The organism is Pseudochrobactrum mosebachae (assembly GCF_048914685.1).
Taxonomy (GTDB): domain Bacteria; phylum Pseudomonadota; class Alphaproteobacteria; order Rhizobiales; family Rhizobiaceae; genus Pseudochrobactrum.
Genome location: NZ_CP128408.1, coordinates 492,571 through 513,281, shown reverse-complemented (window position 1 = coordinate 513,281; position 20,711 = coordinate 492,571). Strand labels below are relative to the sequence as shown.

The following is a 20,711-nucleotide window of genomic DNA, read 5'->3' as shown; positions in this document are numbered from 1 at the left end:
TTGAATATGAAGCGGGCTTGAATACCCGCTGCCAATGCTATGGCGATAAACCATGTCATCATGATTACAGCATATTATTAGTTCAGTTTTTGTTTTGCGTTTAAGCATTCATAGTCAAATTTTAGTATTTGATGATTGATATGCTATGAATGGTACAGACACTGTTTCTGCGGGAGCATTTCGCTGGTCGGCTGAAAGTGCTTTAAGAATCTAGACCTATTGAGGATTTGAGAATGAAGCATAGTGTGAAGGACGGCAGCAAAGGCACTTCTCAGGCTAAAACCTTGGATCGCCGCTTGTTTTTGCGCAGCGCAGCCAGTCTCGGACTTGCAGCATTGGCAGCGCCTGCGCTGTCATCAGGCGCTTTCGCACAGGCCATAGGCCTCAATGATGTGCTGTCTTCCGGCCGTCGCGGTAACTGGAGCGATACATTCGACGCCCGCGGCACCGGTGGTGCCAAGGCTATTGCTACCAACCAGCCGATCATGAGCCCGCAGACGCTGAATTATATTTCTGCTGCGATTAATAATTACAGCACTATTGTTGCCAATGGCGGCTGGCCTGCAGTGCCCGGCAATGAGCGCTTGCGCCTTGGGGCCAAAAGTCAGGTTGTGCCTATTCTGCGCCAGCGTCTGATGATCTCCGGTGATCTGCCGCAGGGCATTGGCTCTTCTACATCGTTTGATACCTATGTGGATGCTGCGGTAAAGCGCTTTCAGGCGCGCCACGGCCTGCCTGCCGATGGTGTGATGGGCGATGTGACCTATAAAGCCATGAATGTCAGCGCCGATGTGCGTCTGGGGCAGCTCAATACCAATTTGCAGCGCCTCGGCACTTTGGCCAATGTGGATCAGTCCCGTTTTGTCATGGTCAATATCCCGGCAGCGCAGATTGAGGCCGTGCAAAATGGTCGTGTTGAACAGCGCCATACTGCGGTAGTCGGCAAAATTGACCGCCAGACACCAATTCTGACGTCCAAAATCCATGAGGTTATTCTTAACCCTTACTGGACCGCGCCAACATCGATCATCCGTAAGGATATTATTCCGCTGATGCGCAAGGATCCGCAATATCTGACCAAGAACAAAATTCGCCTGTTCGACGGGCAGGGGCAGGAAGTGCCGCCGGAAAGCGTTGACTGGAACACTGAAGATGCCGTGAAGCTGCGTTTTCGTCAGGATCCGGGCAAAATCAATGCGATGGCATCAACCAAAATCAACTTCCACAATAGCCATGCCGTTTATATGCATGACACCCCGCAAAAGGGTACCTTCAACAATCTGATGCGCTTTGACTCATCCGGCTGTATCCGCGTGCAGAATATCCGCGATCTGGATGTGTGGTTGTTGAAAAATACACCGGGCTGGGATCGTCAGACGATTGAAGACACGATCAAGGCCGGTCAGAATAATCCGATCCAGCTGGTTGATCCTGTGCCGCTGTATTTTGTTTATATCTCGGCATGGTCAACCGGTGACGGTGTTCCGCAATTCCGTGATGATATTTATAAGATGGATGGTGCGGCAGAACTCGCTGTCGGTTCAAATATCTGAAGATAAAACGTAATTTAGCACTGGTTTAAAAGCCGCCTTAGGGCGGCTTTTTTTATTTAAGTTACAGATAAGCTGTTATTTGGCTGTTTTACGTCAAAGATTATCGCCTGATAGCAATGGAGCCTTTCGTACAAGTGTGATAATGGCACTTCATGATTTTCTGTCTCTTATTCAAATTGTAAGGACAGAAAGCAGTAAAATTCCATACGGGCACGCAGGCAGCGGTTCGGAATGGTGGCTGATTGACTTTTGACCGGAAACCGGAAGGAATTGATATGTCGCAGGCGAACAGTGCTTCTCTCGAAGCATTCTTTAATAAAGGTCTTGAAGAGGCGGATGCCGAAATTTTTGGCGCAATCCGTAAGGAACTTGGCCGTCAGCGTCACGAAATCGAGCTGATTGCTTCGGAAAACATTGTTTCTCGCGCTGTTCTGGAAGCTCAGGGCTCAATTCTCACCAATAAATATGCTGAAGGCTATCCGGGCAAGCGCTATTATGGCGGCTGCCAGTATGTTGATATCGTTGAAGAACTGGCGATTGAACGTGCAAAAAAGCTGTTTGGTGCAGATTTTGTCAACGTGCAGCCAAATTCCGGCAGCCAGATGAACCAGGCAGTTTTCCTCGCGCTGTTGCAGCCGGGCGATACATTCATGGGTCTGGATCTCAATTCCGGTGGTCACCTGACACACGGTTCACCGGTCAATATGTCCGGTAAATGGTTCAACGTGGTATCTTACGGTGTGCGTCAAGACGATCACCTGCTGGATATGGATGAAGTGGCACGTCTTGCCCGTGAGAAGAAGCCGAAGCTGATTCTTGCTGGTGGTACTGCTTATTCCCGCATTTGGGATTGGAAGCGCTTCCGTGAGATTGCTGATGAAATCGGCGCGTATCTGATGGTTGATATGGCACATATTGCCGGTCTGGTTGCTGCCGGTGTACATCCTTCACCTGTGCCGCATGCCCATGTTTGCACCACCACAACCCATAAATCGCTGCGCGGTCCACGCGGTGGTATGATCATGACCAATGACGCGGATTTGGCCAAGAAGTTCAATTCGGCTGTATTCCCGGGTCTTCAGGGCGGCCCGCTGATGCATGTCATCGCCGGTAAGGCTGTGGCTCTGGCAGAAGCTTTGAAGCCTGAATTCAAAACCTATGCGCAGAATGTTGTGGCAAACGCACAGGCGCTGGCTGAAAACCTGAAGAAAAATGGCCTTGATATTGTTTCCGGCGGTACAGACAACCATCTGATGCTGGTGGATCTGCGTCCGAAAAATGCGACAGGTAAGCGCGCTGAAGCTGCACTTGGCCGTGGCAATATTACCACCAACAAAAACGGTATTCCGTTTGATCCTGAAAAGCCGTTTGTAACCTCCGGTATCCGTCTTGGTACACCGGCAGGCACAACCCGTGGTTTTGGTATCAAGGAATTTGAACAGATCGGTGATCTGATTACCGAAGTGCTGGATGGTTTGAAAACCGCAAATTCCGATGAAGGTAATGCTATTGTTGAGCAGGCTGTTCAGAAGAAGGTTATTGAACTGACTGAAAACTTCCCGATGTATGATTATCTCGGATAAGCATTTTTAAACGTGCAATAAAATCAGACGCCGCGTATCACAACAGTGTTATGCGGCGTTTTTTATTCTCTGATATAAATAAGATATATATATCAGAGATTGAAATTTAACGGCTGAACTGTAAAACATACGGCAAAGCCGCTAAGGGTCTTTATCCGGTTGTGCCGCTCAAGTTGAAATGAGAGTTAAAAGCCATGCGCTGTCCGTTTTGCCAGTCTGAAGATACGCAGGTTAAAGATTCCCGCCCTACCGAGGACGGCTCTGTTATTCGCCGCCGCCGTGTGTGTTCGGTATGCGGTGGCCGGTTCACGACTTTCGAGCGTGTGCAGCTGCGTGAATTGATGGTGGTAAAAAAGAGCGGGCGCCGTGTACCATTTGACCGCGACAAGCTAATGCATTCAGTGCAGGTGGCGCTGCGCAAGCGCGAGGTCGATATCGAGCGTGTGGAACGTGCGGTTTCGGGCATTGTGCGCCAACTCGAAAGCTCAGGCGAGGTCGAAATTCCTTCAGAAGAAATTGGCCGTCTGGCAATGGAGGCTCTGAAAGGGGTTGATGATATTGCCTATATCCGCTTTGCTTCGGTCTATCGCAATTTCAGTGTGGCCAAAGACTTCCATAATGTTATTGACGAGCTGAGCATTGCCGAAGAGGCAGCTGATCAGGCCTTGGCAGATGAGGCAAATCAAGACTGAAACTTGCCCAAAACGTGTCAGAAGCTGATTGGGCAATCAAAACTGCGTTAATTTTAAAATAATAAAGACTTGAGGCACAGTTTTTACCTTTCATAAAAGATGAATTGTGCCCGCAAAGAAACTTCCCGTACTGGAATTTGGCATATGAATAAAGCTCAGAACGCGACGGCTCGTCAGACTGCAACTGACGAAGGGAAAATCTCGGAACTGGACCGGCGGTTTATGGCGGCAGCAATCCGCTATTCGCGCCGCCATCTTGGTATTACCGGCACAAACCCATCCGTTGCGACACTGATTGTGGCTGATAATGGCTCGGGGCCGGTCATTGTCGGGCGTGGGGTGACTGCTGAAGGTGGCCGTCCGCATGCGGAAACGCAGGCACTGGCAGAAGCTGGTGAGCTGGCCAAAGGTGCTACTGCCTATGTTACGCTGGAGCCTTGCGCCCATCATGGACGCACACCGCCTTGTGCCGAGGCGCTGGTTACCGCTGGTATCACGCGCGTTGTGGCATCAACCAATGATCCTGATCCGCGTGTGGCGGGGCGTGGCTACCAGCTGTTGCGTGATGCAGGGCTTGAAGTGGTATCCGGCGTGCTGCAGGAGCAGGGTGATCTTGAACTGGCAGGTTATTTATCACGTTCCTTTTTAAAGCGCCCGGAAGTGATGTTGAAGCTGGCGCTCTCGGTCGACGGCTATGTGGGCTGTGTCGGGCGTGGACAAATTGCCATTACCGGTGCGGTGAGTATTGCACAGGTGCATATGCGCCGTGCGCAGACCGATGCCATTATGGTTGGTGTTGGCACTGTGATTGCTGATGATCCGGTCTTGAACTGTCGTTTGCCCGGCTTGCAGGATCGCTCGCCGGTGCGCGTTATCCTTGATAGTGATCTGCGTATGCCGCTGACCTCTAAACTGGTTCGTTCTGCGCGGCAGGTGCCTTTATGGATTGCCGCCAATAATGATGCCGATCCGGTCAAGCGTGCCCAGCTGATCGAGGCAGGGTGCCGTATTCTGGCTACCGAATGTGAAGGTGACAAAATCGCTTTGCCAGAGCTGCTGGATGATCTGGCAGCGCAGGGCATTGCAACTGTTATGGTTGAAGGCGGCGCAGTGGTTGCTCAGGCATTTCTGGCGCAGGGGCTGGTTGACCGGCTGATGCTGTTTGACGGGCCGAACCCGATCCTTTCCGGCGGTGACGGACAGGCTTTGGCTGTAGAAGGTTTGCGCGCATTTGTTGCCGCGGATTTTGTTAAAACCGGCGAGATGAATTTTGCCACCGACCGTATGAGAGAATATAAGCGCAAGCTAAGCTGACTTGGCATGATGCCAGCCTGTAACGGCATAAGTGGCTCTTATATGGCTTGGATTAAGTGGAGAATGACGGATGTTTACGGGTATTGTGACTGATATCGGCGAAGTATCGGATATCAAAACGCTTGATGAGGGTGTTTTACTGCGCATTGAAACAGCCTATGATCCTAAAACCATTGAGATCGGTGCATCCATTGCCTGTTCAGGTGTGTGCCTGACAGTTACTCGCTTGCCGGATCATGAGAGCAATGCCCGCTGGTTTGAAGTTGAGGCATGGGAAGAAGCGCTGCGGCTTACCACTATCGGCACATGGAAAGCCGGCCAGAAAATTAATCTTGAGCGTTCGTTGAAGCTTGGCGATGAAATGGGCGGCCATCTGGTATCCGGCCATGTCGATGCTATGGCTGAAGTTATCAGCGTCAAACATGAGGGTGAGGCAGTGCGCTTTACCATTCGTGCACCGGAAGAGCTGGCGCCATTTATTGCGCAAAAGGGCTCGGTTGCACTCGACGGCACTTCGCTGACAGTGAATGGCGTTAACGGTAATGAGTTTGATGTGCTGCTGATCCGCCACTCGCTGGAAGTCACCACATGGGGAACACGCGAGGCTGGTGACAAGCTGAATATCGAAATTGATCAGCTGGCACGTTATGCGGCGCGGTTGGCACAATTTAACAAATAAGCGTTTGGGTTAACAAATAAGCCTCTCGGGTATCTTTACGGTGCCGTTGATTGCCCTGCTTTGCGGCTTTATGCGATAAAACCGCTAAACTGCCGCAAACAGGGATTACTTTTTTTCAATAATGCTGTAGAGCACAGTTTATTACCGCTCTGGCCTTGCGCATTATGCTGATGCTCTGATTTATCTGAAATTGTAAATGCCGCCGGTTTCTATAGAATAGAATATGTGCCCGCTTCTGTAATCCACTCTGCTTACAGGGGCAGTTGCAATGTTTTTATCTGTGAATGCTTAAATAACGGATATGGAGAATGAGATGACCGGAGAACTGGCTTATCCGCCACATATTCTGATTGTTGAGGCGCGTTATTATGACGGACTTTCAGATGCCTTGCTTGAAGGTGCCATTGCTGCCCTTGAAGATGCCGGTGCGACCTATCAGGTTGTGACGGTGCCGGGTGCGCTTGAAATTCCGGCGGCAGTTTCTTTTGCGCTGGATGCCGAAGCTGGCGGTGGTACAGAGTTTGACGGTTATGTAGCACTTGGTGCGGTTATTCGCGGTGAAACACATCATTCTGATATTGTTTCAAGAGAAACCTGCCGCGCTTTGACTGACCTGACTGTGTCTGAGAGCATTGCCCTTGGTAATGGTGTGCTTTCAGTAGAAAATGAAGCACAGGCTTGGGCTCGTGCAAAGATAAGTGAAAAAGATAAAGGCGGATTTGCTGCACGCGCCGCTTTGTCGATGATTGAATTACAGAAAAAACTTGGAGCCTGATATGTCCGCCCCTCAAGCGCCGCAAAATGCGCCGCGCACTGCCAATAAGCGAGGCGTAGCCCGTCTTGCTGCCGTTCAGGCACTGTATCAGATGGAAGTCACCGGTACCGGTGTACTGGACATTGCTGCTGAATATGAAAATTTCCGTCTCGGCAAAGAAGTCGATGGCGATCAGTATCTTGATGCCGACCCGCAATGGTTCCGTGCGATCATCGCCGGTGTTGTTGCCGATCAGCGCATTCTGGATCCGATGATCCGCCAGTCGCTCACAGAAGATTGGCCGCTTTCACGTCTTGATTCGACCCTGCGGGCGATCCTGCGTGCCGGAATCTGGGAATTGCGTACGAAAAAAGAAGTACCGACAGCGGTTATCGTCTCTGAATATGTCGATATTGCCAAAGCGTTTTATGAAATAGACGAGCCAAAGCTGGTGAATGCTGTGCTTGACCGCCTAGCGTTTGAAGTGCGTGGCGAAAGCCGTGGCAATAAGAAAACCCCGCGCTGACTGGATATTGAGCGGTTAGCCTGAAAAAGCTTTTCTGCTTGCAGTCTTGCAAACATCACAGCCGGTGCAAGTTTGTGCCGGCTTTTTTGTGCCTGTTGATAAAATCATGCTTCTTAACTGAAAAACAGATGCTTGACGTTTGTCTCAGGCTTTCGCATCCTGTGCGCAGAATACCGGAAGACAAGCCTGAAGCATGCTGATCAGACAGGTGCTAAGTGCGTATGACTGTATAATAAACCGGACTCTGACGACTTGATAAAGCGGGCATCGTAAAGACTGTGAAGCAGTTTTGACAGCAAAATGCGCGAAAAATACACAGGGCCTTTTTAGTGGTTCAATCTAAATTGAAAATGCTCTGACTGAAGATAATATTGAATTCTGTTTCTGTCTGAACAGACTGCAGAGCATAGAGTGAAGCGCATCTGGCGCTTTAAAATAATGCTGTGCCTTGTTCCACGCCTCTCTCCGTTATTGTGATGATCCGCACAATTGTGCAGGGCTTATAAAAGGGGAGGTCGCATGGCAGTTCTCATACTCATTCTTATTTGCGGTGTGCTGGCATTGGTTTATGCCGCATGGGCTATTCGTTCTGTATTGGCAGCAGATGCCGGTAATGCGCGGATGCAAGAGATTGCAGAAGCAATCCGTGAGGGCGCGCAAGCCTATCTGACACGGCAATATATGACCATTTTTGTCGTCGGGGTGGTGGTTTTTGCGATCACATGGTGGCTGCTCGCAGCCTATGCCGCTTTTGGATTTCTTGTCGGGGCGGTTTTATCCGGTCTGGCCGGATTTATCGGTATGCATGTTTCTGTACGTGCCAATGTGCGTACCGCACAGGCCGCAAGCTTGAGCCTTGCAGGTGGGTTGGAGATCGCATTCCGCGCCGGCGCTGTTACCGGCCTGCTGGTTGCGGGCTTGGCACTGCTCGGCGTGGCCGGATATTATACATTTCTGACCGCTGGTATGGGCTATGCTCCGGGTGACCGTGTGGTGATTGACGCGCTGGTGGCTCTGGGCTTCGGCGCTTCGCTGATTTCTATTTTTGCCCGTCTCGGTGGCGGTATTTTTACCAAAGGGGCAGATGTCGGCGGCGATCTGGTTGGTAAGGTCGAGGCCGGTATACCGGAGGATGACCCGCGCAATCCAGCAACCATTGCCGATAATGTCGGCGATAATGTTGGCGATTGTGCCGGTATGGCCGCAGATTTGTTTGAAACTTATGCGGTCACTGTGGTTGCCACTATGGTTCTTGCCGCTATTTTCTTTGCCGGCAGTGCGTTGTTGCCTGTTATTATCCTTTTTCCGCTGGCAATTTGCGGCCTGTGTATCCTCACATCTATCGCCGGAACCTTCTTTGTGCGCCTCGGCACCAATAATTCGATCATGGGGGCGCTGTATAAAGGTCTGATCGCCACTGGAGTGCTTTCAGTGGCGGGACTTGCTCTTGCAACCACAATGACAATTGGCTGGGGCGAGATCGGTATTGTTTCCAGTATGAGCATCACCGGTGCCAATCTGTTTATCTGCGGGCTGATCGGGCTGGTTGTAACCGGTCTGATCGTGGTGATTACTGAATATTATACTGGTACCAATAAGCGTCCGGTCAATTCGATAGCGCAGGCCTCAGTCAGCGGCCACGGTACCAATGTTATTCAGGGGCTGGCTGTCTCGTTAGAATCAACCGCACTGCCTGCGATTGTTATTGTGTTTGGCATTATCACCACCTATCAGCTGGCTGGCCTGTTCGGCACTGCTATTGCGGTTACTGCCATGCTCGGCATTGCCGGCATGATTGTGGCGCTGGATGCTTTTGGCCCTGTCACCGACAATGCCGGCGGTATTGCGGAGATGGCCGGACTTGATCCGGAAGTACGCAAGGCAACCGATGCGTTGGATGCCGTTGGTAATACCACCAAAGCGGTTACCAAGGGCTATGCCATTGGCTCAGCGGGCTTGGGTGCATTGGTGCTGTTTGCAGCCTATTCCAATGATCTGGCTTATTTTGCGGCTAATAGTCAGAGCTATCCGTATTTTGCTGATATGGGGCCGGTCTCCTTTGACCTGTCTAACCCCTATGTGGTGGCAGGGCTGATCTTTGGCGGGCTTATTCCGTATCTGTTCGGCGGTATAGCCATGACTGCCGTGGGGCGCGCTGCAGGCGCAGTGGTGCAGGAAGTGCGCCGCCAGTTCCGCGAAAAGCCTGGCATTATGGATGGCACCGAGCGGCCTGATTATGCCCGTGCAGTGGATATTCTGACCAAGGCTGCCATTCGTGAGATGATTATACCCTCGCTGCTGCCGGTCTTGGCGCCACTAGTGGTATATTTCGGCGTCTTGCTGATTTCGGGCTCCAAGGCATCGGCCTTTGCGGCGCTGGGCGCATCTTTGCTCGGGGTGATTGTCAATGGTTTGTTTGTTGCCATTTCCATGACATCGGGCGGTGGCGCTTGGGATAATGCCAAAAAGAGCTTTGAAGATGGTTTCACCGATGCAGATGGTGTGAAGCATATGAAGGGTTCTGAAGCGCATAAAGCCTCGATCACCGGTGATACGGTTGGCGATCCTTATAAGGATACTGCAGGTCCTGCGGTTAATCCGGCGATTAAGATCACCAATATCGTAGCATTGTTACTGCTGGCTGTGCTGGCGCATCAGTAAATACATCAAGAAACAAAAGTGCTATAGAAACAAAAACGCCGCTGGGGAAATCCGCAGCGGCGTTTTAATATTTTTGGAACAGTTAAACTGTCTGAACTTATATCGAGCCCGGCAAAGATGTCGGCATCTTGCCAACACCCTGAATAAGCTGTCCGATAAAGCTTTGATCCTTACCGCCGGTAGGGGTGGTGCGGGAGATGAAGTCGAAGACCTTACCGTCCTGCATGCCATACTGCGCGATTTGTGAAACTTTGCCATCCTTGTTGAAATAAACAGCAAGAATGCGGCGATCAATGATCTTAGGTGTCATGAACTGTGCAGCACGATAACGTTTTTGCGAAATATAATAAAATACTTCATTATCGAAAGTTGCTGTAGTTGATGGTGTGCCAAGCGTCAGCAGAACCTGCTCACGGCTGGAACCCACCGGCACAGAATCAAGCGCCTGTTCATCAAGGATGTAGCCTTCATTCAAAGTTTCTGAAGGATTGAGCGTGCTTGCGGTGTTACAACCGGCCAGCCCGAGCGAAAAGAGCACGACTGCGCCTGTAACAAGCAAGCTTCTGCTGCGGTTTTTTGCGAAAATACGCTGCAACGACGACATCTCCATAGCCAATATCCCAACGGTACTTCCGTATCCAGATGAACTTGGGTAAACCACCTTGCATCCGGATGCAACAAAAGCATGGGCGTTAAACAATGATTCTTAATTTATTAAGGCGCAAATCCAGAGTAAATGAAGCAATTACACTCAGCGTGTATGAAAAAATCGTGGCAGCAGCACGACAAAAGCGCTTCTATGCTGAGTTTCTTGTGCCAGATACGCCGATTGGCCGCTATGAAATGCTCTCAGTGCATGTGTTTTTGTTCATGCACAGGCTGAAATCTGAGGATAGCGCACTGAAAGGCCTGACACAGGCCATAGCTGAAGAGTTTTTCAAGGATGTCGACCATTCCCTGCGCGAGCTTGGCATTGGTGACCCCGGTATTCCAAAGCGCATGAAAAAACTCGCACGTATGTATTATGGCCGCGTGTTGAGCTATGAGCATGCTCTGGACAAAGATGATGTGCAGGAGCTGGCTGTGGCCTTAACGCGCAATGTGCGCCCAGAACTGAGCAATGACCTGAACTCTGATCAGGCTGGCTCGGGTGCAAGCTGGGAGCATGCTCAAGCTTTGGCGCTATATGTTATGCAGACCAGAGACCATTTGCGTGCGCAGCCCGATAATAATTTCCTTGATGGCAGCTTTGTATTTTAGAGAATATAAACCGCCCAAAGACTGAACAAACAGAGATGGATATAAAATGACGAAACATACGGAGCCGGAAGGTGCAGGGCTCAGCTATCCGGTTTCGGTAGCGCATGTGCCGACAAAGGGTATTCCTCTTAAGATTGAAGCCAATGAAAAAGAACGTGCACTTTTAGCGCAAAATCATGAGCTGCAATCAGTGCATAGTTTTAGTGCCGATATTCTGATTACACAGTGGAAAAAAGACGGCGTTAAAGTGCGCGGTCATATTGAAGCACAGATCACCCAGACCTGTATTGCGACCCTTGAGCCGATTAATGCTATGGTTAGTGAAGATCTGGATACAATCTTTGTGCCGGAACACTCGCGTTTGGCACGTATCCGCCTTGATGAGAGCGGTGAGATGTTGATCGATGCTGAAGGGCCGGATATTCCTGAAACTTTCACTGGCGATGTGATCGATATATGGGCTGTGATCGAAGAATTTTTTGAACTGGCAATTGATCCTTATCCGCGCAAAAGTGATGTGGATTATATTGAAATCATCGCGGATGAAGACGAAGAAGACGAAGAAATCATCAAGCCGGATTCGCCTTTTGCCGGTCTTTCAAAGCTACGCGACAAAAAATAAAGCCTGTTTTCAACCCGCATTCACAATATGAAATATCAATATGCACAGCCTATAAAGTGCTTTATATTCAAAAGCATGTTGTGAATGCGGCAAGTTGGTGTAACGGTGGTTACGTTATAAAAATAAATTTAAGTTGTGCGGACAGGCAAAAAGGCTATTTTGCGGAATTCAGTGCAGGGTGTGGTGAAGCGGGTTGCTGTTCTGGCGTGTATTTATTGCGGCAGATGGATAAACCTGACAAGCTGCTATCCTGCAAAATTTATGGCATCAATATATTCAAGCGACCTTCTTGGTTGCCGGATATGTGTAAAATCATGCCGGGCAAACAAGTTCTTATGGTAAACCCGTATGGTTGTAGGACCGGTATAGGACGATCAAGTGGTCACAATTTCTATTGACGCTATGGGGGGCGATTTCGGCCCTGAGGTTGTTATCCCCGCTGCGGCGAATGCGCTGGAGCGTCACCCGGACATTCGGTTTGTTTTTTATGGTCTGGCCGGTCAGGTCGAACCCTTTTTAGATAAATATCCTAAGTTAAAAGCTGCCTCTCAACTGCATTTCAGTGAAACCGCAGTACAAATGGATGAAAAGCCAAGTCAGGCATTGCGCAATGGCCGTGGCAAATCCTCGATGTGGCAGGCAATTGAAGCCGTTAAAAACGGCGAGGCAGATGTTTGTATTTCAGCCGGAAATACCGGCGCATTGATGGCAATGGCCAAATTTTGCCTGCGGATGATGGCCAGTATTGAACGGCCTGCAATAGCTGCGATTTGGCCTACAGCGCGCGGCGACAGCATTGTTTTGGATGTAGGGGCCAGTATTGGTGCCGATGCCCGTCAATTGCTTGATTATTCGGTTATGGGCGCTGGTATGGCGCGCGCTTTGTTCGAGATTGAGCGACCGACTGTGGGGCTGCTGAATATCGGCGTTGAGGAAGTAAAAGGGCTCGACGCTATTAAAGAGGCAGGCGCTGCTTTACGCGCAACGCCGCATCCGGGTTTTGAATATACCGGTTTTGTTGAAGGTAATGACATCGGCAGGGGTGTGGTTGATGTTGTGGTCACTGAAGGGTTTGCCGGTAATATCGCGCTTAAAACCGCTGAAGGTACTGTCAAGCAGATCGCAGCCTATTTACGCGGTGCAATGAACCGCACATGGATGGCGCGGATTGGTTATATTCTTGCAAAGGGTGCCTTTGACCGTTTGCGCGATAAAATGGATCCGAACAAGGTCAATGGCGGTGTCTTTCTTGGTCTCAACGGCGTGGTGATTAAAAGCCATGGCGGTGCGAATGCAGAGGGCTTCTGCTCGGCGATTGAGGTTGGCTATGACATGGTGCGTAATGGTCTTTTACAGAAGATCGATGCGGATTTGACCAAGTTCTACAGTCATTACAATGCAGCAGAATTGGAAGCGGCCTCAGCAACTGAGACGGGTGCTGATAACCCGCAAGCATAAGGCCCGGATTTAGTGTCGTAATTTTGTCTTATATGAATGGTTACAGCAGTTGAGGCAAAGGTGCGAGACGGATTTCTGCCACTTAAGAATTGCGTTCAGCTGCGGGTTACTGGCAACCTTTGCTGCGGATTGCTGGCAGCCTTGCAATAAGCGTGGCTGACAATATATGACTTGTAAATGACTTGGGTTATGGCTTGAATATTGCTGCTCTTAACTGAGAGTGCTTTGACAGATCGGATAAGATCTGGTTGTTGCAGTGCAATTCAAAATAAAAATTATTGGCATTTCCAAAGCAGCTGCAGGTTGCCTGATGCCGGATATATGAGACAGGAAATTATTGATGATCAGATCCATCGTTAAGGGCATTGGTGCGGCGAAACCGGAACGTGCCGTGAAAAATGCTGAATTGGAGGGTGTTGTTGAAACATCCGACGAGTGGATCGTCCAGCGCACCGGCATTCGTCAGCGTTATATTGCTAATGAAAATGAAACCACTGTTTCTCTTGGCACCAAAGCAGCACAGGCTGCATTGGATAATGCCGGCCTGACAGTGGATGATATTGATCTGATCATTCTGGCAACCTCCACGCCAAACCACACATTCCCTGCCAGTGCTGTTGAAATTCAAAACGAGCTGGGTATGAAGCATGGTTTTGCCTTTGATATGCAAGCCGTGTGCAGCGGCTTTGTTTATGCTGTCAGCACAGCTGATATGTATATCAAGGGTGGTATGGCTAAGCGTGTGCTGGTTATCGGCAGTGAAACATTTTCGCGTATTCTCGACTGGAAAGACCGCACGACCTGCGTGTTGTTCGGTGATGGTGCAGGCGCAATTATTCTGGAAGCGGGTGAGGGCAACGGCCTGACCTCTGATCGCGGCGTGCTGACCGCTAATCTGCGCTCAGACGGGTCGCATAAACAGAAGCTTTATGTCGATGGCGGCCCCTCCACAACCCAGACAACAGGTCATCTGCGCATGGAAGGCCGTGAAGTTTTCAAACATGCAGTGGGTATGATCACAGATGTGATCGAGGCGTCTTTTGCCACCACCGGCTTGACAGCTGAAGATATCGACTGGTTCGTGCCGCATCAGGCGAATAAGCGGATTATTGATGCTTCGGCCAAAAAACTCAATATTGCCGAGCATAAGGTGGTGATCACCGTTGATCAGCACGGCAACACCTCTGCAGCCTCTGTGCCTTTGGCGCTGGAAGCAGCTGTGAGTGATGGTCGCATCAAAAAAGGTGATCTTGTTTTGCTTGAAGCAATGGGTGGCGGCTTTACCTGGGGAGCGGTTTTATTGCGCTGGTAGTGCTCAATAAAACCATTTCAATAGGATTTCAGTTCAAAAGAATATAAAAATCAGACAAAAGTCTGCTTGACCATCGGCGCTGCATCTGTGTAACCTGTTGCACATACAAGAGATTATCACCTTTAACGCTAGCCGAGTAGGTTCATCATGGGGGGTAAGACTGTCACGCGTGCCGATCTGGCTGAGGCTGTCTATCGTAAGGTAGGGCTTTCGCGAACTGAATCTGCATCGCTTGTTGAAATGATTCTTGACGAAGTCTGTGATGCCATTGTGAATGGTGAAACTGTTAAACTTTCATCCTTTGCAACATTTCAGGTGCGCGACAAGAATGAGCGCATAGGACGCAACCCTAAAACCGGTGAAGAAGTACCCATTCTTCCTCGTCGGGTGATGACCTTCAAGGCATCCAATGTGCTCAAGCAGCGCATTCTGGATCAGCATCTTGTGCGTCAGGGCAAAAAGCCTAAAAGCTGATTTTATGCTTTTCCAGTTAAGTAAGCGCCGGCTGCACATGTGGCCGGTGTTTTTTTATTGTATCTTTGTGACGGGCATTATGCAGCCTGTTAATTTTGCTTTATGATTGATTAGAGTTAGAATCATTGCGGAAGCTGAAACAAAACGCAGCTGAACAAGATCGCGCTTTCATTCCTGATAATAGGATAAAGGGTTTTCTTGTGTGATATCGCAGTTATTGTCTTGTTTTCGTACATAATATGATTCATCAGCAGTTTAGTATCGTTTGAGTGATACTCCTTTACGACCGGAAAGGGGCAGTACATGAATAAAAGTCCTGATGCGTTTAAGACGATCAGTGAGGTAGCGGAAGATCTGGATCTGCCGCAACATGTGCTGCGATTCTGGGAGACACGCTTCACACAAATCAAACCGATGAAACGCGGCGGTGGCCGTCGTTACTATCGTCCGCAGGATGTGGATCTGCTCAAAGGTATCCGTCATCTGCTCTATGATCAGGGCTACACTATTAAGGGTGTGCAGCGTTTGCTGCGCGAGAATAATGCGCAGTTTATCATTGCGCTTGGCAATGGTGATGTGGCAGCTGTTGAGGCGATTACCCGCCAGAAGCAGGCTGTGGCAGCACAGGATGCTGCAATTGATGATTATGATCCCGAAGAGCGGCAGGCTGGCGGCGGTCGTAAATTGTTCGGACTGTTGCGCGGTGACGAAGAAGGGCCGATGGGGGCGGATAATAAACGCCTCAATAAGGATAATCGCACATTGCTGCAGGAAGCTTTGTTTGATTTGCTGGAATGCAAGCGCCTGCTTGATCAGATGCGCTAGAGCATTTCACTATCAAGTTGCATTAACTTGATAGCTATGACAATGCGATAAATCTTGAATCTAGAGCGAGCGCTGCGATCCAACCAGAATGTTACCCGCTCTAGAGCATTTCACTATCAAGTTGCATCAACTTGATAGGTATAATAATGCGAAACTCTAAAATCTGGAGCGAGCGCTACGATTCAACCTGATCGTTACCCGCTCTAGAGCATTTCACTATTAAGTTGCATCAACTTGATAGCTATGACAATGCGATAAATCTTGAAACTAGAGCGAGCGCTACGATTCAACCTAATCGTTACCCGCTCTAGAGCGGTTTACGTTTAAATTGGATCATGCAATCCGCTCTAAGTTATTGTTTTTACGCATTATCGTGGCCGCCAATGATTCCATTGGACTACGAAATGCTCTAGATCCGTTTTACATTAAGTATTACGCAATAAAAAACACGGGCTGAAATCGACCCGTGTTTTTTATTGATGCATATTGAGGGGGATTAGCCTCAATTGGCATTGCAACCCGCTTTAAAGTCTTTGCTTGGCGCATTGTCACGGACGTCAAACTGATCCGGTTTGACCGTGAAATGCTTTATCCAGCGCGGTTTAGGCGCAGAACTTCACGATTTTTGGCGTCAATCAGCACCAGTTTGTCTTTGTTGATTTTCCAGCTTGTCACCAGACGCAGTGCCGCATGAAATTTATCATCCTGCTGCATCATAGGCGGCGGGCAGGCCATCATGGTGCCGCCAACCGGCTGAACGGTAATTTTTTCTCCATTAATCACCAGATTGCCCATATAGCGATTACAGCCACCGGTGCCGGAAATCTTGCCGTCATCAGCGATATCGAGTGTGGATTGCACTTTGCCTTTAAGTTTGTGGCCCTGAATCCGCTCGACAAACCAATTGCCGTAAATGTCTTTTTGTGCGGCAAAAGACGCAGACATGCTGCCCAGAATAAGGCCGGTCGTGATCGCTACGGTAGTGATCAGTTTCTTTGTTTTTAATGGCATATTTGCTCTCCGCTTGACTGTATCGAGGCATTTCGCAGTTGCAGTTAAAGTAGGTCGTTGGACATTGACGATAATGCATAAAAATAAAGAGCCGGGCTGGGATGGTTTTCGATGAAAATGCCGCATACCAGCTGCAATACAAGGCTTATACAAATCATATAGGCCAATCTTATAATCCAACCCTATAATATTATAATAATGAAGAAAGTAAAATATATGCCTTGTTAATGGTTAGCTACCTATTTATATGTGTACTTATGAAAAACTCATTATCCGAAAAACGTGCAGATTTACTGACCGATATGTCGGTGGCAGGGCGCAAGTTGCGCACTCTGTTTGATGCCTTTGCCAAAGAGCATGACATGACGCTGCCACGGGCGCGGACATTGTTTTTGCTATCTAAAAACAAATGCATGACCCAGACAGAACTGGCAGCTGCTCTGGAAATTGAAACACCCACATTGGTGCGTTTGCTGGATGGGCTTGAAAAGCAAGGCATGGTCACACGCCGTGTTGCAGAAGATGACAGACGCGCCAAACATATCGAGCTGGCAGACAATGCCCATGAGCAGGTTGCCGAGTTACAGCAGGTCGCCGAGCATCTGCGCATCCGTGTTCTTCAGGATTTATCCGAGCAGGATCTTGATGAGGGGATACGCATATTGCGTATCATTTTGAAAAACATGGAAGCAATCAGTTAGTTCATATCATGCCAGAAAACATAACAAAATTAGCGGGTGAACAGTCTCTGCTTCACGATGATGCTGAAAAAGAGCTTGCAGCGGGGCAGAGCGGGCATCAGGGTGCAACTGAGCCGTTTTCCCCGCCGATTACCGAACAGCAAAAAGACAGAGCTGCACTTGGGCAGCATGAAAAGGTTGTTTCTGCCCCGCAACCACAAGAATCTACAGAGGATGTGTCAGAGCACGTGCCAAAGGAAACTCCTGCGGCACCTGTTACACCGCTACAGCCAACAAAGCCGTTTCTGCTGTCTGCCGCATTTGTCTGCGCCTCGCTATTAATGTGGATTACGCAAGGCATTGGCATGAATATGGTTGCGGTCAATATTCCGCAATTACAAGGCGGGCTTGGGGCAACAACCGCTGAAACCACGTGGCTGCTTGCCGCCTATATGGCACCGAATGTCAGTCTGACTCTGTTTTTGATGAAGATTCGTACCCAATACGGATTGCGGCGTTTTACTGAAATCGGGCTGTTGGCCTTTGTTTTTGCCACCTCGCTACACTGGTTTATCCATGATTTGAACTCGGCGCTGATTGTGCGGTTCTTTTCCGGTGCTGCAGCGTCGCCAATGTCAACACTTGGCTTTTTCTATATGCTGGAGGCGTTTCCACCGAGTAAAAAGATGAGCTGGGGGCTGTGTCTTGCGCTGACCTGCACCACGCTGGGTGCACCATTGGCGCGCATAATCTCGCCACATCTGCTAGATCTTGGTTTGTGGCAGCAGCTCTATATGCTTGAAATCGGGCTCGCCATGCTATGCTTCGCCACCGTGTGTACGCTTAAACTGACCCCTATACCACATCAAAAAGTGCTCGAAAAACTTGATTTCATTAGCTACCCGCTGATTGCTGTCGGCTTTGGTCTGCTGGCAATGATGCTGGTAGTGGGGCGTATTTACTGGTGGTTTGAAGCGCCATGGATAGGCATGTGTCTGGCCATCGCCTTTGGCGCATTGGCCATTGCCGCAGCGATCGAGTTTAACCGTGAGAACCCGCTGATCAATATCCGATGGCTCACAAGCCGCCAGACTCTGACTTTTGCAGGCATGTTGTTGGTGTTTCGTGTGGTGTTGTCTGAGCAGACGGCTGGTGCAACGGGGCTGTTTCAGGCGCTTGGGGTTTATAATGAGCAAAGTACCGGCCTCTATTGGGTGCTGATTACCGCCTCATTTGCTGGTGGTATTGTGTGCGCCATGGTTATACGCCCTGGACGTGAAACCATCATCTATTCCGTAGCACTATTATTGATTATCTGTGGTGCCTTCATGGATGGTCATGCCAATAATCTGACGCGACCGGAGATGATGTATCTCAGTCAGGGGATGATTTCCTTTGGTGGTGCCTTGTTCTTGCCGCCAGCTATGGCTGCAGGGCTGATGAGCGCGTTAAAAAACGGTCCCGCTTATATCACCAGCTTTATCGTGGTGTTTATTTTCACGCAAAGTATCGGCGGATTGTTCGGCTCCGCAGTGTTCGGCAGTTTTGTCACCTGGCGCCAGCAATTTCATTTGCGCGGGCTCTATGACCAGATTGTACTCAGTGATCCTTTGGTGGCGCAGCGGATTGCCCAGCTTGCAGCTTCAACCTCTAAAGTACTGACAGATCCTGTCTATGTGCAAGCCGAAGGCGTTGCCTTGCTGGCGCAGCAGGCAGTGCGGGAGGCAACAGTGCTGTCCTATAATGATTTATTCCTGCTGGTTGCAGCACTTGCTGCCACGGCTTTGGTTGTCCTCATTGGTCGCAGGCTGGTTTTGCCTGCTGTGGTCAAGCTTTGGCAGTTTGGCCGCAGCCGGCCTGCAGCATTGAGCCAGCAGCCTGTAAACTAATTTTATTGAAAGTACTAAGATGCAGAAGATTTTTCGTAATTCAGCAACCATTTTTATTCTGGCAATCGGCTTTTGTGGCGTTTTGTTTATTCTCTATGCATGGCAATTACCGCCATTTCGCTCTTCTGTAGAAATAACCGAGAATGCCTATGTGCGCGGGCAGGTAACGATGATCAGCCCTCAGCTGGCAGGCTATATAACCCATGTGCCGGAGCGTGATTATGTGCAGGTCAAAAAAGGTGATGTGTTGTTTGTGCTTGATGATCGTATTTATGAGCAGAAGCTGAAGCAGGCAAATGCAATGCTGGAAACACAAAAGGCGGCGCTGGCAAATTCTGAGCAGGATCGTCTTGTGGCTGAGGCGCGTACACGCTCGGCTGATGCCGTTTTGAAGAGTGCACAGGCCGCTTTGACTGTGGCAGAGGCCAATTATAGGCGTGTTTTGCCTCTGCGCAAAAGTGGCGTGATGACCCAGAGCAATGAAGATCAGTCCTTATCGGCATTGGAGCAGGCACGTGGGGCGGTCAGACAGGCCGAGGCCGCGCTTGATGTGAACAAACAGGATGTGCGCTCTATCATTGTGAAGCGCCATTCTCTTGAGGCTGCGGTAACCAATGCCGAGGCAGCGGTTGATCTGGCAAAAATTGATCTCAGCAATACGAAAATCCTGGCACCGCAGGATGGCCGCTTGGGTGAGATTGGTGCCAAATCAGGTCAATATGTGAATATTGGCGCGCAGCTCAGCGCATTGGTGCCGGATAAAAAATGGATTGTTGCCAATTTTAAAGAAACGCAGCTCCATGCTATGAAACTTGGCATGCCGGTTACATTCACGGTGGACGCATTGCAAAGCCAAAAACTGACCGGCCACATCGAGGCCTTTTCACCGGCTACGGGCTCTGAATTCAGCGTGTTGAAGGCAGATAACGCGTCGGGCAACTTTATTAAAGTTACACAGCGTTTGCCGGTGCGCATCAGTATTGATGCAGGGCAGGCGCAGGCTGAAAGATTGGCACCCGGCATGTCGGTGGTTGTTAAGATTGACACTACAGACACTGCGGGATCATAAAACCTTCGCACGGTTGTTAAACCATGTGGAAGCTACTTTTTACAGCGGGGTGTACCCAGTTTTACATCAAACTGGCGCGGGCCTACAAAGCCGGGCTTGCTGGCCAGTGTTACCAGTGTGGCCTGGACTGAGCATTTGCCGGCGACCACCTGATATTGATCGTCTTTTTGATAAATAACCTTGGTAATTGGTTGCTGTGGCAACGCGCCTGCGGCTGCATTGATAACAGCAATAAACTCATTGGCTCTTTGATAATTAGGCGCGAGCGCTGCAAGTGATGCTGAACTCATGGCTATGAGCACCAGTGCGGCGATGGCAGATGTTAACGTTGAATTGCGCATTTAATCAA

20 protein-coding genes are annotated in these 20,711 nt (G+C 49.6%); 17 read left to right on the top strand and 3 right to left on the bottom strand.

From position 1 onward, the window contains the following. Positions 1 to 233: 233 nt before the first annotated feature. The 8 genes from MP213Fo_RS02415 (at position 234) to MP213Fo_RS02380 (ending at position 9,762) form a co-directional block, all read left to right on the top strand. Positions 234 to 1,553, top strand: coding sequence for a L,D-transpeptidase family protein (locus MP213Fo_RS02415; protein ID WP_421090105.1), 1,320 nt, complete (start codon positions 234 to 236; stop codon positions 1,551 to 1,553). Positions 1,554 to 1,828: 275 nt separating this feature from the next. Beyond that, positions 1,829 to 3,136 carry a serine hydroxymethyltransferase gene (gene glyA, locus MP213Fo_RS02410; protein WP_421090104.1) on the top strand — a complete coding sequence of 436 codons (1,308 nt, stop codon included), beginning with the start codon at positions 1,829 to 1,831 and terminating at the stop codon, positions 3,134 to 3,136. Positions 3,137 to 3,330: 194 nt separating this feature from the next. Next, entirely contained in the window at positions 3,331 to 3,828 is a 498-nt protein-coding gene (gene nrdR / locus MP213Fo_RS02405; RefSeq protein ID WP_421090103.1) for a transcriptional regulator NrdR, read from the top strand. Between the two features lie 222 nt (positions 3,829 to 4,050). Next, positions 4,051 to 5,142 (top strand): bifunctional diaminohydroxyphosphoribosylaminopyrimidine deaminase/5-amino-6-(5-phosphoribosylamino)uracil reductase RibD, encoded by a 1,092-nt coding sequence (ribD, locus tag MP213Fo_RS02400; protein ID WP_421090975.1) that lies wholly within the window; start codon positions 4,051 to 4,053, stop codon positions 5,140 to 5,142. Between the two features lie 70 nt (positions 5,143 to 5,212). Beyond that, positions 5,213 to 5,821, top strand: a complete 609-nt coding sequence (locus MP213Fo_RS02395; RefSeq protein ID WP_421090102.1) for a riboflavin synthase — start codon at positions 5,213 to 5,215, stop codon at positions 5,819 to 5,821. Between the two features lie 313 nt (positions 5,822 to 6,134). Continuing rightward, positions 6,135 to 6,596: a 6,7-dimethyl-8-ribityllumazine synthase gene (gene ribH / locus MP213Fo_RS02390; protein ID WP_421090101.1), complete on the top strand. Its 462-nt coding sequence runs from the start codon at positions 6,135 to 6,137 to the stop codon at positions 6,594 to 6,596. A 1-nt stretch (position 6,597) separates the two neighbouring features. Further along, the gene (nusB, locus tag MP213Fo_RS02385; RefSeq protein ID WP_421090100.1) at positions 6,598 to 7,101 is read left to right on the top strand and encodes a transcription antitermination factor NusB; all 504 of its coding nucleotides are present in this window, start codon (positions 6,598 to 6,600) and stop codon (positions 7,099 to 7,101) included. Positions 7,102 to 7,620: 519 nt separating this feature from the next. After that, a complete protein-coding gene (locus tag MP213Fo_RS02380) occupies positions 7,621 to 9,762 on the top strand; it encodes a sodium-translocating pyrophosphatase (RefSeq protein WP_421090099.1) in 2,142 nt (713 codons plus the stop codon). Positions 9,763 to 9,859: 97 nt separating this feature from the next. Here the strand turns inward: MP213Fo_RS02380 and MP213Fo_RS02375 are convergent, their stop codons facing one another. Then, on the bottom strand, positions 9,860 to 10,372 hold the full coding sequence (locus MP213Fo_RS02375) for an outer membrane protein assembly factor BamE (protein ID WP_421090098.1): 513 nt from the start codon (positions 10,370 to 10,372) through the stop codon (positions 9,860 to 9,862). An 89-nt stretch (positions 10,373 to 10,461) separates the two neighbouring features. Here MP213Fo_RS02375 and MP213Fo_RS02370 point away from each other — a divergent pair, with 89 nt between their 5' ends. The 6 genes from MP213Fo_RS02370 (at position 10,462) to MP213Fo_RS02345 (ending at position 15,713) form a co-directional block, all read left to right on the top strand. Then, positions 10,462 to 11,022, top strand: coding sequence for a ubiquinol-cytochrome C chaperone family protein (locus tag MP213Fo_RS02370; RefSeq protein ID WP_421090097.1), 561 nt, complete (start codon positions 10,462 to 10,464; stop codon positions 11,020 to 11,022). A gap of 46 nt (positions 11,023 to 11,068) precedes the next feature. After that, positions 11,069 to 11,644 (top strand): YceD family protein, encoded by a 576-nt coding sequence (locus tag MP213Fo_RS02365; RefSeq protein WP_421090096.1) that lies wholly within the window; start codon positions 11,069 to 11,071, stop codon positions 11,642 to 11,644. Positions 11,645 to 12,022: 378 nt separating this feature from the next. Further along, positions 12,023 to 13,102 carry a phosphate acyltransferase PlsX gene (plsX, locus tag MP213Fo_RS02360; protein WP_421090095.1) on the top strand — a complete coding sequence of 360 codons (1,080 nt, stop codon included), beginning with the start codon at positions 12,023 to 12,025 and terminating at the stop codon, positions 13,100 to 13,102. Positions 13,103 to 13,442: 340 nt separating this feature from the next. Then, on the top strand, positions 13,443 to 14,414 hold the full coding sequence (locus MP213Fo_RS02355; protein ID WP_421090094.1) for a beta-ketoacyl-ACP synthase III: 972 nt from the start codon (positions 13,443 to 13,445) through the stop codon (positions 14,412 to 14,414). A 147-nt stretch (positions 14,415 to 14,561) separates the two neighbouring features. Next, positions 14,562 to 14,888 (top strand): integration host factor subunit alpha, encoded by a 327-nt coding sequence (locus MP213Fo_RS02350; protein ID WP_421090093.1) that lies wholly within the window; start codon positions 14,562 to 14,564, stop codon positions 14,886 to 14,888. A 303-nt stretch (positions 14,889 to 15,191) separates the two neighbouring features. Continuing rightward, positions 15,192 to 15,713 carry a MerR family transcriptional regulator gene (locus MP213Fo_RS02345; protein ID WP_421090092.1) on the top strand — a complete coding sequence of 174 codons (522 nt, stop codon included), beginning with the start codon at positions 15,192 to 15,194 and terminating at the stop codon, positions 15,711 to 15,713. 588 nt (positions 15,714 to 16,301) lie between these two features. On the opposite strand, the gene MP213Fo_RS02340 is transcribed toward MP213Fo_RS02345, so the two are convergent. Continuing rightward, entirely contained in the window at positions 16,302 to 16,724 is a 423-nt protein-coding gene (locus MP213Fo_RS02340) for an META domain-containing protein (RefSeq protein ID WP_421090091.1), read from the bottom strand. Positions 16,725 to 16,981: 257 nt separating this feature from the next. Here MP213Fo_RS02340 and MP213Fo_RS02335 point away from each other — a divergent pair, with 257 nt between their 5' ends. Genes MP213Fo_RS02335 through MP213Fo_RS02325 form a run of 3 tightly spaced genes read left to right on the top strand, consistent with a single transcriptional unit; the run spans position 16,982 to position 20,362 of the window. Further along, on the top strand, positions 16,982 to 17,425 hold the full coding sequence (locus tag MP213Fo_RS02335) for a MarR family winged helix-turn-helix transcriptional regulator (RefSeq protein WP_421090090.1): 444 nt from the start codon (positions 16,982 to 16,984) through the stop codon (positions 17,423 to 17,425). A gap of 8 nt (positions 17,426 to 17,433) precedes the next feature. Continuing rightward, on the top strand, positions 17,434 to 19,293 hold the full coding sequence (locus MP213Fo_RS02330) for an MFS transporter (protein ID WP_421090089.1): 1,860 nt from the start codon (positions 17,434 to 17,436) through the stop codon (positions 19,291 to 19,293). A gap of 19 nt (positions 19,294 to 19,312) precedes the next feature. Beyond that, entirely contained in the window at positions 19,313 to 20,362 is a 1,050-nt protein-coding gene (locus MP213Fo_RS02325; RefSeq protein ID WP_421090088.1) for an HlyD family secretion protein, read from the top strand. A 32-nt stretch (positions 20,363 to 20,394) separates the two neighbouring features. Here MP213Fo_RS02325 and MP213Fo_RS02320 read toward each other — a convergent pair whose 3' ends face one another. Next, positions 20,395 to 20,703, bottom strand: a complete 309-nt coding sequence (locus MP213Fo_RS02320) for a hypothetical protein (RefSeq protein ID WP_421090087.1) — start codon at positions 20,701 to 20,703, stop codon at positions 20,395 to 20,397. Positions 20,704 to 20,711 lie beyond the last annotated feature (8 nt).

Coding starts and splice junctions, on each gene's coding strand:
- MP213Fo_RS02415 (WP_421090105.1), top strand. CDS start 234: ATGAAGCATAGTGTGAAGGACGGCAGCAAAGGCACTTCTCAGGCTAAA.
- glyA (WP_421090104.1), top strand. CDS start 1,829: ATGTCGCAGGCGAACAGTGCTTCTCTCGAAGCATTCTTTAATAAAGGT.
- nrdR (WP_421090103.1), top strand. CDS start 3,331: ATGCGCTGTCCGTTTTGCCAGTCTGAAGATACGCAGGTTAAAGATTCC.
- ribD (WP_421090975.1), top strand. CDS start 4,051: ATGGCGGCAGCAATCCGCTATTCGCGCCGCCATCTTGGTATTACCGGC.
- MP213Fo_RS02395 (WP_421090102.1), top strand. CDS start 5,213: ATGTTTACGGGTATTGTGACTGATATCGGCGAAGTATCGGATATCAAA.
- ribH (WP_421090101.1), top strand. CDS start 6,135: ATGACCGGAGAACTGGCTTATCCGCCACATATTCTGATTGTTGAGGCG.
- nusB (WP_421090100.1), top strand. CDS start 6,598: ATGTCCGCCCCTCAAGCGCCGCAAAATGCGCCGCGCACTGCCAATAAG.
- MP213Fo_RS02380 (WP_421090099.1), top strand. CDS start 7,621: ATGGCAGTTCTCATACTCATTCTTATTTGCGGTGTGCTGGCATTGGTT.
- MP213Fo_RS02375 (WP_421090098.1), bottom strand. CDS start 10,372: ATGGAGATGTCGTCGTTGCAGCGTATTTTCGCAAAAAACCGCAGCAGA.
- MP213Fo_RS02370 (WP_421090097.1), top strand. CDS start 10,462: ATGATTCTTAATTTATTAAGGCGCAAATCCAGAGTAAATGAAGCAATT.
- MP213Fo_RS02365 (WP_421090096.1), top strand. CDS start 11,069: ATGACGAAACATACGGAGCCGGAAGGTGCAGGGCTCAGCTATCCGGTT.
- MP213Fo_RS02355 (WP_421090094.1), top strand. CDS start 13,443: ATGATCAGATCCATCGTTAAGGGCATTGGTGCGGCGAAACCGGAACGT.
- MP213Fo_RS02350 (WP_421090093.1), top strand. CDS start 14,562: ATGGGGGGTAAGACTGTCACGCGTGCCGATCTGGCTGAGGCTGTCTAT.
- MP213Fo_RS02345 (WP_421090092.1), top strand. CDS start 15,192: ATGAATAAAAGTCCTGATGCGTTTAAGACGATCAGTGAGGTAGCGGAA.
- MP213Fo_RS02340 (WP_421090091.1), bottom strand. CDS start 16,724: ATGCCATTAAAAACAAAGAAACTGATCACTACCGTAGCGATCACGACC.
- MP213Fo_RS02335 (WP_421090090.1), top strand. CDS start 16,982: ATGAAAAACTCATTATCCGAAAAACGTGCAGATTTACTGACCGATATG.
- MP213Fo_RS02330 (WP_421090089.1), top strand. CDS start 17,434: ATGCCAGAAAACATAACAAAATTAGCGGGTGAACAGTCTCTGCTTCAC.
- MP213Fo_RS02325 (WP_421090088.1), top strand. CDS start 19,313: ATGCAGAAGATTTTTCGTAATTCAGCAACCATTTTTATTCTGGCAATC.
- MP213Fo_RS02320 (WP_421090087.1), bottom strand. CDS start 20,703: ATGCGCAATTCAACGTTAACATCTGCCATCGCCGCACTGGTGCTCATA.